The 15,386-nt window shown below is 61.8% G+C and carries 12 protein-coding genes; 7 read left to right on the top strand and 5 right to left on the bottom strand.

Translation table 11 applies throughout. The features are described from left to right. The first annotated feature begins 144 nt into the window (after positions 1 to 144). Positions 145 to 1,584, top strand: coding sequence for a H(+)/Cl(-) exchange transporter ClcA (gene clcA / locus REA38_RS23885; RefSeq protein ID WP_033637129.1), 1,440 nt, complete (start codon positions 145 to 147; stop codon positions 1,582 to 1,584). 89 nt (positions 1,585 to 1,673) lie between these two features. Continuing rightward, positions 1,674 to 2,018, top strand: a complete 345-nt coding sequence (gene erpA, locus REA38_RS23880) for an iron-sulfur cluster insertion protein ErpA (RefSeq protein WP_004932708.1) — start codon at positions 1,674 to 1,676, stop codon at positions 2,016 to 2,018. 56 nt (positions 2,019 to 2,074) lie between these two features. Here the strand turns inward: erpA and REA38_RS23875 are convergent, their stop codons facing one another. From REA38_RS23875 to mtnN, 4 genes are all read right to left on the bottom strand, one after another. Beyond that, positions 2,075 to 2,320 carry a hypothetical protein gene (locus tag REA38_RS23875; protein WP_033652924.1) on the bottom strand — a complete coding sequence of 82 codons (246 nt, stop codon included), beginning with the start codon at positions 2,318 to 2,320 and terminating at the stop codon, positions 2,075 to 2,077. Positions 2,321 to 2,520: 200 nt separating this feature from the next. Then, positions 2,521 to 3,135, bottom strand: coding sequence for a TRIC cation channel family protein (locus tag REA38_RS23870; protein WP_033637131.1), 615 nt, complete (start codon positions 3,133 to 3,135; stop codon positions 2,521 to 2,523). Beyond that, positions 3,135 to 3,920: a vitamin B12 ABC transporter substrate-binding protein BtuF gene (btuF, locus tag REA38_RS23865; RefSeq protein WP_060445937.1), complete on the bottom strand. Its 786-nt coding sequence runs from the start codon at positions 3,918 to 3,920 to the stop codon at positions 3,135 to 3,137. The genes REA38_RS23870 and btuF overlap by 1 nt, the downstream gene beginning before the upstream one ends. 22 nt (positions 3,921 to 3,942) lie before the next feature. Continuing rightward, the gene (mtnN, locus tag REA38_RS23860; protein ID WP_033637132.1) at positions 3,943 to 4,644 is read right to left on the bottom strand and encodes a 5'-methylthioadenosine/S-adenosylhomocysteine nucleosidase; all 702 of its coding nucleotides are present in this window, start codon (positions 4,642 to 4,644) and stop codon (positions 3,943 to 3,945) included. 129 nt (positions 4,645 to 4,773) lie between these two features. On the opposite strand from mtnN, the gene dgt reads away from it, so the two are divergent. Together dgt and degP are read left to right on the top strand one after the other, a co-directional pair. Beyond that, positions 4,774 to 6,291 (top strand): dGTPase, encoded by a 1,518-nt coding sequence (dgt, locus tag REA38_RS23855; protein WP_308886749.1) that lies wholly within the window; start codon positions 4,774 to 4,776, stop codon positions 6,289 to 6,291. Between the two features lie 180 nt (positions 6,292 to 6,471). Then, a complete protein-coding gene (degP, locus tag REA38_RS23850) occupies positions 6,472 to 7,911 on the top strand; it encodes a serine endoprotease DegP (RefSeq protein WP_033649228.1) in 1,440 nt (479 codons plus the stop codon). Between the two features lie 65 nt (positions 7,912 to 7,976). Here the strand turns inward: degP and barA are convergent, their stop codons facing one another. Next, positions 7,977 to 10,703: a two-component sensor histidine kinase BarA gene (barA, locus tag REA38_RS23845; RefSeq protein WP_041033294.1), complete on the bottom strand. Its 2,727-nt coding sequence runs from the start codon at positions 10,701 to 10,703 to the stop codon at positions 7,977 to 7,979. Positions 10,704 to 10,769: 66 nt separating this feature from the next. Between barA and rlmD the strand changes: the two genes are divergently transcribed. The 3 genes from rlmD (at position 10,770) to mazG (ending at position 15,257) form a co-directional block, all read left to right on the top strand. Continuing rightward, the gene (gene rlmD / locus REA38_RS23840) at positions 10,770 to 12,119 is read left to right on the top strand and encodes a 23S rRNA (uracil(1939)-C(5))-methyltransferase RlmD (protein WP_033652930.1); all 1,350 of its coding nucleotides are present in this window, start codon (positions 10,770 to 10,772) and stop codon (positions 12,117 to 12,119) included. A 9-nt stretch (positions 12,120 to 12,128) separates the two neighbouring features. Beyond that, complete coding sequence (relA, locus tag REA38_RS23835) at positions 12,129 to 14,360, top strand: GTP diphosphokinase (protein ID WP_033637137.1); 2,232 nt, start codon at positions 12,129 to 12,131, stop codon at positions 14,358 to 14,360. Positions 14,361 to 14,462: 102 nt separating this feature from the next. Next, positions 14,463 to 15,257, top strand: coding sequence for a nucleoside triphosphate pyrophosphohydrolase (gene mazG / locus REA38_RS23830; RefSeq protein WP_060452769.1), 795 nt, complete (start codon positions 14,463 to 14,465; stop codon positions 15,255 to 15,257). Positions 15,258 to 15,386 lie beyond the last annotated feature (129 nt).

The following is a 15,386-nucleotide window of genomic DNA, read 5'->3' as shown; positions in this document are numbered from 1 at the left end:
TTTGACCGCGCTATTCTAGAGGAGAGCGCCGCGTTATGAAACGATCACAGTCAGATACCATTAACGGCAGCGCCCGCCGCCGGGTTGGGGTAGAATAACCGCCTTGCCTATTTGTATTACAAATTACCTAACGAATTACTCGCGATGACGGAATCACAATCACAGCCAGTCGGGACGTTGAGCCCGCGTCTTAGCCGCAGCGATGCGGTGCGTCAGTTTATTCGCCGCGATAAAACGCCGGTGGCGATCCTGGTGATGGCCGCGCTGGTGGGGACGCTGGCCGGTTTGCTCGGCGTGGCCTTCGATAAGGCGGTGGAGTGGGTGCAGCAGCAGCGGCTGGCTTCGCTGGCGCAGGTCGCCGACTCCTGGATCCTGGTGTGGCCGCTGGCGTTTATCCTGTCCGCCGCGCTGGCGGCGCTGGGCTATTACCTGGTGCGGCGCTTTGCCCCTGAGGCGGGCGGCTCGGGCATTCCGGAGATCGAAGGCGCGCTGGAGGAGCTGCGGCCGGTGCGCTGGTGGCGCGTTATCCCGGTGAAATTCATCGGCGGCATGGGCACGCTGGGGGCGGGCATGGTGCTGGGGCGCGAAGGGCCCACGGTGCAAATGGGCGGCAACGTCGGGCGCATGGTATTGGACGTGCTGCGCATTCGCGGCGCCGAGGCGCGTCATACGCTGCTGGCGACCGGGGCTGCCGCCGGGTTGTCCGCTGCGTTCAACGCGCCGCTGGCCGGCATCTTGTTCATCATCGAAGAGATGCGGCCGCAGTTCCGCTACAACCTGATCTCGATTAAAGCGGTGTTTATCGGCGTTATCATGTCGAGCGTGGTGTTCCAGCTGTTTAACGGCCAGGGCTCGGTGATCGCGGTCGACAAACTTTCTTCGGCGCCCATTAATACCCTGTGGCTCTATCTGGTGCTGGGGGCGATATTCGGCGCGGTGGGCGTGGGATTCAACGCGCTGATCTTCCGCACTCAGGATATGTTCGCGCGTTTGCACGGCGGCAGAATGCGCAATGTCTTGCTGATGGGCGGGCTGCTCGGCGGCGTGTGCGGCATTCTGGGGCTGATCCAGCCGGAGGCGGCGGGTGGCGGCTTTGGGCTGATCCCGATCGCCGCGGCGGGCAATTACAGCGTCGGCATGTTGATGTTCATCTTTATTACCCGCATCTTCACTACGCTGCTGTGCTTCGGCTCCGGCGCGCCGGGCGGCATCTTCGCGCCTATGCTGGCGCTGGGCACGCTGTTCGGCACCGCCTTTGGGCTGGCCGGGGCGCACCTGTTCCCGCAGTACGGCATCGAAGCGGGCACCTTCGCCATCGCCGGCATGGGGGCGCTGTTCGCCGCTACGGTGCGCGCCCCGCTGACCGGCATCGTGCTGGTGCTGGAAATGACCGACAACTACCAACTCATTTTACCGATGATCATCACCTGCCTCGGCGCCACGGTGGTGGCGCAGCTGCTCGGCGGCAAGCCGCTGTATTCGTCGATCCTGGCCCGCACGCTGCAAAGGCAGGAGGCGCAGCTGGCGCGGGAAGCGGCGGAGAAAACAGGTAAGGAAAATACAACAAATGCGGTGAATACTTGAACGCAACACTCAGGTATCGGATAATCGTTAATATTAATCAGGCAGCCATAGTAGCGATCTGATGCTGAACAATGTTGGGAGTAAAGAGTATGAGTGATCAAACGGCACTGCCCCTGCAATTTACCGAGGCAGCAGCAAACAAGGTTAAGTTCCTGATTGCTGACGAAGAAAACCCGAACCTTAAGCTGCGGGTTTACATTACCGGCGGCGGCTGCAGCGGATTCCAGTACGGCTTCACTTTTGACGACAAGGTCAACGATGGCGATATGACCATCGAGAAGCAGGGCGTGGCGCTGGTGGTCGATCCGATGAGCCTGCAGTATCTGGTCGGCGGCTCGGTGGACTACACCGAAGGGCTGGAAGGGTCGCGCTTCGTGGTGACCAACCCGAATGCCAAAACCACCTGCGGTTGCGGTTCGTCGTTCAGCATCTGAGTTTGCCTGTCAGAATATCAACCCGCTCGCCTTACGGCCGGCGGGTTTTTTTATGCCTACCATTCCACGAGGATCACTTCCGCCCCGTTCTCCAGCGCCGGTTGGCGGGTAATGTTCGGCTGCGCCGCCGCATGGCTGCATTCGGCCCGTGGGGCGGCGGCCTCGAGGCGCACGGCGCATTGCGGTTCAATGGTCAGAGTAACGCCGATCCGGCCGCTGACGGCATCGGCATGCGCGGCGCCACTCAGCAGGGCGCCACAGCAGGCAAGCAGGATTTTTTTCATCATTGCGGGAATAGCCATCCGTAAGCAATCTTGTGATGACTTATCGGCAAAAAGTTAAAAAGGTTTAACAGCGCGGGGAGGGGATTAACCTGCGGATAACAGAATTTTACATCGTCACTACGCTATTTATTGGGTGAAAATAATACCACCAAGCCCGTTTTTAGTCTAATAAATCACCCAATGCGGCGTTGCCAAGCGCCGCCCCACAGGGCGACGGCTCAGCGTTCGAGAATAAAGGCGGGCAATTTGAGGTGCCAGCGGATGGCCGCCAACCGAATGGCCAGGGTGATGATCATGCCCAGCATCATGGCCTGTTGCAGCGGCATGCTGAAGGTGTAAAACGCCGTGGCGTGCACGATGCCGCCGATGATGCAGGCGGTGGCGTAAATCTCGGTGCGCAGGATCATCGGGATCTCGCGCGCCAGCACGTCGCGGATAATGCCGCCGCCGACGCCGGTGATCACCCCCATGCAGATTGCCACCAGCGGGCCGGTGCCGGCTGCGAAGGCCTTGTTGACGCCGATGCCGACGAACACCGCCAGTCCGACGGCGTCCAGCACCGGCAGCACCCACTGCGGCAGACGGCGCGGCTGGCGCACCAGCAGCAGCGTCAAGACGCAGGTGATCATCGCCACCACCAGATCGGTGGGATCCTTGACCCAGAACACCGGGCCGTTGGCCAGCGCCATGTCGCGGATGGTGCCGCCGCCGACCGCGGTGACCACGCCCAATACCAGCACGCCGAACGGATCCATGCGCAACTTGCCGGCCAGCAGTACGCCGGAGATGGCGAACACCGCCGTACCGAGAATATCCAACCAGAACACCAGCATCAGCGGATCTCCGCCAGCTGGCGGCACAGCTGCTGCGCCGCCAACAGGATGCGCGGCCCGCCGCGGTTGAACCAGTCTTCGTTCAGCGCGATCACCGGCACCTGCAGCTGCGGCGCCCAGAAGGCTTTCACATTGGCGGCTTCTTTCGCGCCGCCGGTGATGACGATGGCCTGCGGCCGACGCGCCAGCACCTGCTCGCGGCTGATTTGCGGCCAAGGGGTGCGGCTGTCGGCGAAGACGTTCTGCCCGCCGCACAGCGCCAGCACCTGGCTTTGCAATGTGGCGCCGGCGCTGGTGAACAGCGGCTGGGTGCCGAACTGCAGCAGCACGCGCCGTGGCGAGTTAGCGGCGTACTGTTGTTTGAGAGCGGCGAACTGGCGGCGAAGGCCTTCCGCCGCCTGATGCGCCTGCTCCGGGTGCGGGCTGTATTGCGCCAGCTTATCCAGCAAGCCGGCGATCCCTTCGAGATTGTCGGCGTCCGCATAGAAAATTGGGATGCCGAACGCGGCGAGCTGATCCAGCACGCGCTGCGGATTGCCGCCGCGCCAGGCGAGGATCAGGTCTGGCTTGAGCGCCAGCACCCGTTCCAGATTGATGCCCTGCCAGGAGGCCACCTGCTCCAGCCTGGCGGCCTGCGGCGGATAATCGGAATAGGCGCTCGCCGCCACCAGCACATCGCCCATGCCGGCGGCATAGGCGAGTTCGGTGGCGTTGGGCGCCAGGCTGATCACCCGCTGGGCGGCGCCGGCCGGCATGGCCAGCCAGAGCGCCAACAAACAGAGCATCGAGGTAAAGCGCAGCCTCACATCAACCGCGCTTGGCCAGGGTTTGCAGCATGGCGTTGACCATCAGCGTGGACTGTTTGGCCGCTACCACCAGGAACTCGTCAAAGCTCATGTGCGACTCGCTGTCGGCGACGTCGGAAATGGCGCGCACCACCACGAACGGCGTGCCGAACAGATGGCAGACGTGGGCGATCGCCGCGGCTTCCATTTCCACGGCGGCGACGCGCGGGAAGGTGGCGCGAATGCGCGCCAGCGGCTCGGCGCCGTTGATGAAGGCGTCACCGCTGCAGATCAGGCCGCGCACCGCGTGCAGATCCAGCTGTTTGATGCAGCCTTCCGCCAGCGCGATCAGCGCGTCGTCGGCGACGAACGCCGCCGGGCAGCCGGCCATCTGGCCCGGCTCGTAGCCGAAGGCGGTGACGTCGGCGTCGTGGTAGCGCACTTCTTCCGACACCACGATATCGCCCACGCGCAGGGTGCTGGCCAGGCCGCCGGCGGAACCGGTGTTGATCACCAGATCCGGGCTGCAGTGTTCCAGCAGCAGGGTGGTGCCCATGGCCGCAGAAACTTTGCCGATGCCGGATTTCAGCAGGGCCACCTCAACGCCGCCGATCTGGCCGGTGTAGATTTCGCAGCCCGCGCGCTGAATGGTTTGACGGTTTTCGATTTGATCGCGCAGCAGGGTGACTTCCTGCTCCATTGCGCCGATGATGCCTACTTTCATAAATAACACTCGCTGATTGGCCGTGAGAATTGCGGCATAGTCTATCATGGCTGTGTGAGAGAGATAATGCGTTGCATCCGCCGCCGGGAATTGTTATCACGGGGGCAGGGCGCAACGGCGGAGAAACAGATGTCCGGGATCGACTTCAAGCAAAAAATCAGCTTCCAACGGCCTTTCAGCAAACCGATCGAGGCCGAGGAAGAGTACGACATCGTGCGGCAGTTCGAGAGCGATCGCGGGCGCATCGTCAACTCGGCCGCCATTCGCCGTCTGCAGCAAAAAACCCAGGTGTTTCCGCTGGAGCGCAACGCGGCGGTGCGCAGCCGCCTGACGCACTCGATGGAGGTGCAGCAGGTCGGGCGCCACATCGCCAAAGAGATCCTCAACCGCTTCAAACAGGCGGGGAGAATTGATGAGCTCGGCCTGACCCGGCTGCTCGATCCGTTTGAAAGCATCGTGGAAATGGCCTGTCTGATGCACGACATCGGCAATCCGCCGTTCGGTCACTTCGGTGAGTCGGCGATCAACGACTGGTTCGCCCAACGGCTCGATCCCGCCAGCTGCGGCAGCGAGCCGGGCAGCCACGATCGCTGCCAGGTGGCGACGCTGCGCCTGCATGAAGGGGAGAGCGATCTGAACCGGCTGCGCAGCCGGATCCGTCAGGATCTCAGCCACTTCGAGGGCAACGCCCAGGCGATCCGCATGGTGTACAGCCTGCTGAAGCTCAACCTGACCTACGCGCAGGTCGGCTGCATTTTGAAATACACCCGCCCGGCCTACTGGGCGAGCGACATCCCCGCCAGCCACAGCTATCTGATGAAAAAGCCCGGCTACTATCTGGCGGAAGAGGCTTTCGTCGATCGGCTGCGGCGCGAGCTGCACATGGGCGAGTTCGATCGTTTCCCGCTGACCTACATTATGGAGGCCGCCGACGATATCTCGTACTGCGTGGCCGATCTGGAAGACGCGGTGGAGAAGAGCATTTTCACCGTCGAGCAGCTGTATCAGCACCTGATTCAGGAGTGGGGCGAAGTGGCGCCGGGCGATCTGTTCGACAAGACCGTCGCCAGCGCGTTTCGCAAGATCGATCGGGGCGGCGCGCGGCGCAGCGCGGAAGATCAGTTCTTCATGTATCTGCGGGTGTTTACCGTGGCGCGGCTGGTGCCGCACGCGGCGCAGCGCTTTATCGACAATCTGGACGCGGTCTATCAGGGCAGTTTCAATCAGGCGCTGCTGGAGGATTCCAGCCCGGCGTACCGGCTGCTGAAAATATTTAAAAATGTGGCGTTCAAGCACGTGTTCAACCACCCGGAGGTCGAGCAGCTCGAGCTGCAAGGCTACCGGGTGATCAGCGGCCTGCTGGACATTTACAGCCCGCTGCTGGCGATGTCGCTGGCGGACTTCAGCCAGCTGGTGCGCGAGGACAGCCACCGCGCTTACCCGATCGAAACGCGCCTGTTCCACAAGCTGTCCACCAAGCATCGGCTGGCGTATGCGGAGGCGGTAGAGGGGCTGCAGCATTTATCGCCGGAGCAGAAAGCCATTCGGGAATATTATTTCCGCGCCCGTTTATTGCAGGACTATATCAGCGGAATGACCGACCTTTACGCCTATGATGAATATCGTCGATTAATGGCGGCGGAATAATTCAACTGAAGAATAATTGTCAGCAATTCCAACCGGTTGGCTGTCTCGACTTTTGTAAAGACGGACAATATTTGTTTACTATTGCCAATCATCTGTGCCGGAACTTCGGGCTATTAATTAACTCTGAATAAGCACGCAAGACGGCCATTCTTTTTGAACGACTTTATAAGAGACACACAGATGAAAAAAACCGCATTAGTTCTGAGCGCACTGGCATTCAGTATCGGTATGGCGATGGGCCCGGTCACGGCCAGCGCCGCTGAAACCGCCTCTTCCAACACCCAACAGCTGCCGAGCCTGGCGCCGATGCTGGAAAAGGTGATGCCTTCCGTGGTGAGCATTAACGTTGAGGGCAGCACCACGGTCAATACGCCGCGCATGCCGCAGCAGTTCCAACAGTTCTTCGGCGAAGATTCGCCGTTCTGCCAGGATGGTTCGCCATTCCAGGGCTCGCCGATGTGTCAGGGCGGCGAACAGCCAGGGCCGGATGGCCAGCCGCAGGGCACGCAGCAGAAATTCCAGGCGCTGGGCGCCGGGGTGGTCATCGATGCCGCCAAGGGCTATGTGGTGACCAATAACCACGTGGTGGACAACGCCAACAAGATCCAGGTGCAGCTGAGTGACGGCCGCCGTTTCGACGCCAAGGTGATCGGCAAGGATCCGCGTTCCGATATCGCGTTGATCCAGCTGAAAGACTTCAAGAATCTGACGGCGATCAAGATGGCGGATTCCGATCAGCTGCGCGTCGGCGATTACACCGTGGCGATCGGCAACCCGTACGGGCTGGGTGAAACCGCCACTTCGGGCATCGTATCCGCCCTGGGGCGCAGCGGCCTGAACATCGAAAACTATGAAAACTTCATCCAGACCGATGCGGCGATCAACCGCGGTAACTCCGGCGGCGCGCTGGTTAACCTGAACGGCGAGCTGATCGGCATCAACACCGCGATCCTGGCGCCGGACGGCGGCAACATCGGTATCGGCTTCGCCATTCCGAGCAACATGGTGAAAAACCTGACGGCACAAATGGTCGAATATGGCCAGGTGAAACGCGGCGAGCTGGGCATCATGGGCACCGAGCTGAACTCTGAGCTGGCCAAGGCGATGAAGGTCGACGCGCAGCGCGGGGCCTTCGTCAGCCAAGTGATGCCGAAGTCTTCCGCCGCGAAGGCGGGCATCAAGGCCGGCGACGTGATCGTCACCATGAACGGCAAGGCCATCTCCAGCTTCGCCTCGTTCCGGGCGGAGATCGGCACGCTGCCGGTCGGCAGCAAGATGTCGCTGGGCATTATTCGCGACGGCAAACCGGTGACGATTGACGTCACGCTGGAGCAAAGCGCGCAGACTCAGGTGGCCTCGGGCAATATCTACACCGGCATCGAAGGCGCCGAGCTGAGCAACACCCAGGTCGGCAATGTGAAGGGCGTCAAGGTCGACAGCGTGAAAGCCGGCAGCGCAGCGGCGCGTATCGGCCTGAAAAAGGGCGATGTGATCCTGGGCGTGAACCAGCAGCCGATCCAGAACCTGGGCGAGCTGCGTAAAATCCTCGACAGCAAGCCGTCGGTGCTGGCGTTGAATATCCAGCGCGGCGAGAGCCAGCTGTACCTGCTGGCGCAGTGATAGGCGTCTGGCGTTAAAAAGAAAGGCACGCTGCGGCGTGCCTTTTTGCGTTATGGCCTGAGGATTCAGGCCGGTTGCGTCAGATGCGCGCGCGCCGCGTGGATCACCAGTTCAATCTCATCCAACAGCTCCAGCCACTCCGGCTCCAGTTCGTCGTTGGTGACGCCCTGGCGCAGCTGCCGCTCGAGGTAGAAACACAGCTGCTTGAGGCGCGGCACGCCGCTGTAGCTGCAACTGCCGTGCAGCTTATGGACCAGATCGAGGATCTCGTCGTCATGCTGGCCGTCGAGCAGCGCTTGCACCCGCTCGCGCACCTGCGGCAGGAAATCGAGCAGCATTTGCAGCAGATCGCGCGCCAGATCCGGTTTATTGGCCGCCTGACGCAGCGCCAGCGGCCAGTCGAGCGACAGCGGCGCGTCGTCGGCGACGGCGTTTTCCACGTCGCCGCTGTGGTAGCGCGACAGCACGCGGGTCAGCATTTTCTCGTCGATCGGCTTGGCCAGATAGTCGTCCATCCCGGCCTGCAGCAGGTGCTCGCGCTCGCCGCTGGCGGCATGGGCGGTAACGGCGACGATCGGCGTGGAGTTGTGATGCGGCAGCTGGCGGATCAGCTCGCTGGCGTGAATGCCGTCCATCTTCGGCATCTGAATGTCCATCAGGATCAGATCCAGCACGTTGTCGCGCGCCAGCGCCAGCGCTTCCTCGCCGCTCTCGCACAGCAGGGTTTTTTCTACCTGTTCCCCTAGCAGCGTGCCGATCAGCTTCAGGTTGGCCGGGTTGTCGTCAACCGCCATCACCGTCAGCGGCAGGCGTTTACGCTCAGGCGGCGCGGTGAGGCGTGTCGGTGTCTCCATCCTGAGCAGCGGGAACAACCGGGTGCTGGTGATCGGCTTGATCAGGCAGCCGAGCGCGCCTTGTTGCTTGAGCAGCTCGGCATCGATCTGCGCCTGGCACGGCAGCGCCAGAATCACCCGATCGGCCAGCTTCAGCGAGGCCAGCAATTTGTCCTCGTGCTGCGCCATATTGGCGCGGAACGGGATGGGCACGCCGGCCAGCAGGAAGTCATAGTGGCCTGGCGGCAGCTGGGCCAGCGTCGGCGAGTGGGTGATCACCAGCTGCGTGACGCTGAGCATGTTGAGCGTCGCCTGTGCCGCCGTCGGGTTGGACTCGATATAGGCCAGCGTTTTGCCGTTCAGATCCGGCAGGCTCGGCGCCAGCGACAGCATGCCCTCGTTCAGATCCAGCGTGATGTGGAACCAGAAGGTCGAGCCGCGGTTTAACTGGCTGTGGAAGCAGATATCGCCCCCCATCTCTTTCACCAGTTTTTGCGTGATCACCAGCCCCAGCCCGGTGCCGCCGTGGCGGCGGGAGATGCTGGCGTCTGCCTGACGAAACGCCTGGAACAGCTGCGACTGCTGGCGTTCGGAGATGCCGATGCCGGTGTCGTGGATCTGCACTTCCACTTCCACCCGGCGATCCAGCCGTTTGCGCAGCTCGACGCGAATATCGATATTGCCGGTTTCGGTGAACTTGATGGCGTTGCCCAGCAGGTTGGTGATGATTTGCTGCAGGCGCAGCGAGTCGCCGATCACCTGCTCCGGCACGTCGTTGTGCACATCCAGCGTCAGTTCCAGCCCCTTATCGTGGGCGCTGGGCGCCAGCAGCACCACCACTTCGTCCAGCGTTTCACGCAGGGCGAACGGAATATGCTCCAGCACCAGCTTGCCGGCCTCCAGCTTGGAGAAGTCCAGCACGTCGTTGATGATGGTCAGCAGGTTGTTGGCCGAGCGTTCGATGGTCTGCAAATAGTCGGTCTGGGTCGCGCTCAAATCGGTTTTCAGCATCTGGCGGGTGAAGCCGATTACGCCGTTGAGCGGGGTGCGCAGCTCGTGCGACATGTTGGCCAGGAATTCGGACTTGATGCGCGCCGCTTCCTGCGCGCGTTTTTTCGCCAGATCCAGCTCGACGTTCTGAATTTCCATTTGCTCCAGCGTTTCACGCAGGTCGGAGGTGGCCTGATCGATGTTCTGCTGCATCTCTTCGTGATAGGCGGTGAGCGACATCGCCATCGAGTTGATGCCGTTCTTCAGCATGTGCAGCTCGCCGAGCATGTAGCCCTCCACGCGGCTGTCGAGCTGGCCGCGGCGGATACGGTCGACGGTATTCACCATGTTGCGGATCGGGCCGGTCACGTCGCGCATCAGCCGGTAAGCGAACAGGATGGCGATGCACATGCACAGCAACAGCAGCAGGGTGGAGACGAACACCTCTTTATATTGCTGCAGCCGCACCGACTGCAGATCCAGCTCGATCGCCACATAGCCCAGGTTGTTGTCGGGGTGGCTGCCGCCGTCGGCGGTTTCATCCGGATACTGGCTTTCCGACAGGATCGGCGTGCGCAGGATCAGCGAATCGCCGCGTCGGGTGAGCATCAGCTCAGTGGGCAACGGCACGCCTTTCGGCAGCTGCAGCTGAGCGAAGTTGTGGTGATAATTGGAGGTGACGAACAAATTGTTCTGCGCATCGAACACGGTGATCGAACGCACGATGTCCGAATGGCGGCGGTGCAACAGACTGACCAACTGCCTGACCGATTCGCGGCTGCGGAACGTCATGCCGTACTCGCTGGCCACCGCCAGCGGCTCGATGATGCTGGCGCCGGCGTCGACCAGTTGCTCCTGCAGCTCGTTATAGCGGTGCACCACGAAGAAGGTGCTGAGCAGCAAACCAATCAGCAAGGTCGGGGCCAGAATCAGGATCATCATGCGCGCACGCAGGCTGTATTTGGTCATGGGATTCCAATGTGGGAGAATTGACAGCTGACACTAGCTTAATGAACCAGCACACAATCGACAAATATGGCGCAATTCTACTCTCCCAAACGCCGCGTGACGACCCGGCAGAGCTCACAAATCTTCACCGTGACGGTGAGCGATCTCGATCCTTTCGGCCAGGGCGTGGCGCGCCACGACGGCAAAGCGGTGTTCGTGCCGGGCGTATTGCCGGGCGAGCAGGCGGAAATCCAGCTGACCGAAGATAAGCGCCAGTTCGCCAAAGGCAAGCTCAAGCGCCTGCTGAGCCGCAGCCCACAGCGGGTGGCGCCGCGCTGCCCGCATTTCGGCGTGTGCGGCGGCTGCCAGCAGCAGCATGCGGATGAGGCGCTGCAACAGCAGAGCAAGGCGGCGGCGCTGGTGCGCATGATCGCCCGCGAAACCGGGGTGACCCCGCAGCAGGAGCCGGTGATCGCCGGCCCGGAATACGGCTATCGCCGTCGCGCCCGCCTGAGCCTGGCGTGGCAGCCCAAGCCGCAGCGCCTGATGATGGGCTTTCGACAGGCGGCCTCCAGCGAGCTGGTGGCGGTGGAGCACTGCCCGGTGCTGCGGCCGGAGCTGGAACGGCTGCTGGCGCCGGTGCGCGCCTGCCTGAGCGGGCTGCAGGCGGTACGGCGGCTGGGGCATGTAGAGCTGGTGCTGGCGGATAACGGCCCGCTGCTGGTGCTGCGCCATCTCGACGCGCTGAAAGAGGCGGATCGGCAGGCGCTGTTGGCGTTTGGCGAGCGGGAAAACCTCGCCGTTTACCTGGCGCCGGACAGCGATCGCGTGGAAAAACTGTGCGGTGACACGCCGTATTATCAGGTTGACGGGCTACGCTTAGACTTCAGCCCGCGCGACTTTATTCAGGTCAATGACGCCGTAAACCAACAAATGGTGGCGCAGGCCCTTGAATGGCTCGACATTCAACCCAATGATCGGGTGCTGGACCTGTTCTGCGGCATGGGCAATTTTACCCTACCGCTGGCGCGCCGCGCCGCTGCGGTGGTGGGCATCGAAGGTGTTGCCACGCTGGTAGCGAATGGGCAATATAATGCACATAAGAATAAGCTGAATAATGCATCGTTCTTCCACGAGAATCTGGAGGACGACGTTGCGCGGCAACCTTGGGCAGCACAAGGGTTTGATAAGGTGATGCTGGATCCCGCCCGCGCCGGTGCGGCCGGGGTGATGTCACACATTGTAAAACTGGCGCCGGCGCGGGTGGTGTATGTTTCCTGTAACCCCACCACGCTGGCTCGCGACAGCAAAGTGCTGTTGAGCGCCGGTTATCGTCTTGCGCGCGTGCGGATGTTGGATATGTTTCCGCACACGGGGCATCTTGAATCAATGGCGCTGTTTATCAACGAGCGCGCGCCAGAGGTCGCTGCAAAGTAGGGAGAAGTTATGGTTGCGGTAAGAAGTGCACATCTGAATACGGCGGGTGAGTTCGCTCTCGATGAGTGGATAGCCGGCTTGGGGCTACCTAACCCGCAGTCATGTGAGCGATTGGCCGCAACCTGGCGTTATTGTGAGCAGCAGACCCAGAATCACCCCGACGCCTCGCTGTTGCTGTGGCGTGGTCTGGAGATGGTGGAAATCCTCTCGACGCTGAGCATGGACAACGACAGCATGCGCGCTGCGCTGCTGTTCCCGCTGGTGGACGCCGGCATCGTGCAGGAAGAGACCCTGACCGAAGCGTTCGGCAAGGGCATTGTCGCGCTGGTGCACGGCGTGCGCGACATGGACGCCATTCGCCAACTGAAAGCCACCCAAAACGACTCGATGGCCTCCGAACAGGTCGACAACGTGCGCCGCATGCTGTTGGCGATGGTAGAGGATTTCCGCTGCGTGGTCATCAAGCTGGCGGAGCGCATCGCTCACCTGCGCGAGGTGAAAGACGCGCCGGAAGACGAGCGCGTGCTGGCGGCGAAAGAGTGTTCCAACATCTACGCCCCGCTGGCCAACCGGCTCGGCATCGGCCAGCTGAAGTGGGAACTGGAAGATTTCTGCTTCCGCTACCTGCATCCGGAAGAATACAAGCGCATCGCCAAGCTGTTGCATGAGCGCCGCATCGATCGCGAACAGTTCATCGACGATTTCGTCGCCGGGCTGCGCGCCGAAATGGCCAGCGAAGGCATTCGGGTGGAGATCTACGGCCGGCCGAAACACATCTACAGCATCTGGCGCAAGATGCAGAAAAAGCACCTGGCGTTCGACGAACTGTTCGACGTGCGCGCGGTGCGCATCGTGGCGGAGCGTCTGCAGGATTGCTATGCGGCGTTGGGCATCGTGCATACCCACTTCCGCCATCTGCCGGACGAGTTCGACGACTACGTCGCCAACCCGAAACCCAACGGCTACCAGTCTATCCACACCGTGGTGCTGGGGCCGCGCGGCAAAACCGTCGAGATTCAGATCCGCACCCGGCAAATGCATGAAGACGCCGAGCTGGGCGTGGCCGCGCACTGGAAGTACAAAGAGGGCGCGGGCGTGACCGTGCGCTCCGGCTACGAAGAACGCATCGCCTGGCTGCGCAAGCTCATCGCCTGGCAGGAAGAGATGGCGGACTCCGGCGAGATGCTCGACGAAGTGCGCAGCCAGGTGTTCGACGATCGGGTGTATGTGTTTACGCCGAAAGGCGACGTGGTGGATCTGCCGGCCGGCTCCACGCCGCTCGATTTCGCCTACCACATTCACAGCGACGTCGGCCACCGCTGCATCGGCGCCAAGATCGGCGGCCGCATTGTGCCGTTTACCTATCAGCTGAAGATGGGCGATCAGATTGAGATCATCACCCAGAAACAGCCGAACCCGAGCCGCGACTGGCTGAACCCGAACCTGGGGTATGTCACCACCAGCCGCGGGCGCTCGAAGATCCACAACTGGTTCCGCAAGCAGGATCGCGACAAGAACATTCTCGCCGGCCGTCAGATGCTGGACAACGAATTGGAACACCTCGGCATCAGCCTGAAAGAGGCCGAGAAGCTGCTGATCCCGCGCTACAACATGAACTCGCTGGACGAGGTGTTGGCGGCGATCGGCGGCGGGGACATTCGCCTGAACCAGATGGTGAATTACCTGCAGGGCAAGTTCAACAAGCCGAGCGCCGAAGAGCAGGATCGCGAGGCGCTGCGCCAGCTGGTGCAGCAGAAAGCGCCGCCGCCGGCCCGCAACAAGGACAACGGCCGAGTGGTGGTGGAGGGCGTGGGCAACCTGATGCACCACATCGCCCGCTGCTGCCAGCCGATCCCGGGCGACGACATCGTCGGCTTTATCACCCAGGGGCGCGGTATTTCGATCCACCGGGCGGACTGCGATCAGCTTGTCGATCTGCAATCGCACGCGCCGGAGCGCATCGTCGACGCGGTATGGGGCGAAAGCTACTCCAGCGGTTATTCGCTGGTGGTGCGCGTAATGGCCAACGATCGCAGCGGGCTGCTGCGCGACATTACCACCATTCTGGCCAACGAAAAGGTCAACGTACTGGGCGTCGCCAGCCGCAGCGACACCAAGAAGCAGTTGGCCACCATCGACATGGATATCGAAATCTACAACCAGCAGGTGCTGAGCCGGGTGCTGGCGAAGCTGAACCAGCTGCCGGACGTGATAGACGCCAAGCGTCTGCACGGCAACTAAGCCCACATCGCCTTTCGGGCCGTATCGATAGCGGATGCGGCCCGAAATCCATGAATTCGGCGGGCGCTCCCCTGCGCCCCCATGCTTTCTCAGAGATTTTTTATGACCCAATCCACTCCGCTGCAGCGTCTGCTGAACATCATGAAAACGCTGCGCGACCCGCAAATCGGCTGCTCGTGGGATCGCAAGCAAACCTTCGCCACCATTGCGCCTTATACGTTGGAAGAGACTTACGAAGTGCTGGACGCCATCGAACGGCAGGACTACGCCGATCTGCGCGACGAACTGGGCGACTTGCTGTTTCAGGTGGTGTTCTACGCGCAAATGGGGCAGGAGCAGGGGCTGTTCGATTTCGATGAGGTGTGCACCGCCATCAGCGACAAGCTGGAGCGCCGTCACCCGCACATCTTCGGCGACGCCGAGGGCGGAGACAGCGAAGCCGTGGCGGCGCGCTGGGAGCAGCTGAAAGCCGGCGAGCGCGCCGAGAAAGCGCTGCACTCGGTGCTGGACGATATTCCGCAGGCGCTGCCGGCGTTGATGAAAGCGCACAAGATCCAAAAACGCTGCGCCTCGGTCGGCTTCGACTGGAATACCCTGGGCCCGGTGCTGGACAAAGTGTACGAAGAGATCGACGAAGTGATGCACGAAGCCCGCCAGGCGGTGGTCGACGAGAGCAAGCTGGAAGAGGAGATCGGCGATCTGCTGTTCGCCACGGTGAACCTGTCGCGCCATTTGGGCCACAAGGCCGAGAACGCGCTGCAGGCGGCGAACCGCAAGTTCGAGCGCCGCTTCCGCCAGGTGGAAGAGATTGTCCAGCAAAGCGGGCTGCGGCTTGAAGACGCCACGCTGGAGCAGATGGAAGACGCCTGGCAACAGGTGAAACGTCAGGAAAGCTGAATCGCCGCGACAATGTTGATCGCCGACAAGGTTCGCTCAAGCTGAAACGGTTAAGCTTGCGGTCAGGTTAGAGGCGCATGGTTGCCGGCGGCAGCAAAAGGGCAACAAACTGAAATCTAAGGCGTTTTA

Source organism: Serratia sp. MF1(2023), assembly GCF_030954545.1.
In the GTDB taxonomy this organism is placed as follows: domain Bacteria; phylum Pseudomonadota; class Gammaproteobacteria; order Enterobacterales; family Enterobacteriaceae; genus Serratia; species Serratia sarumanii.
The sequence above is the reverse complement of the archived record's forward strand: the minus strand, read 5'-3'. Positions and strand labels throughout refer to the sequence as shown.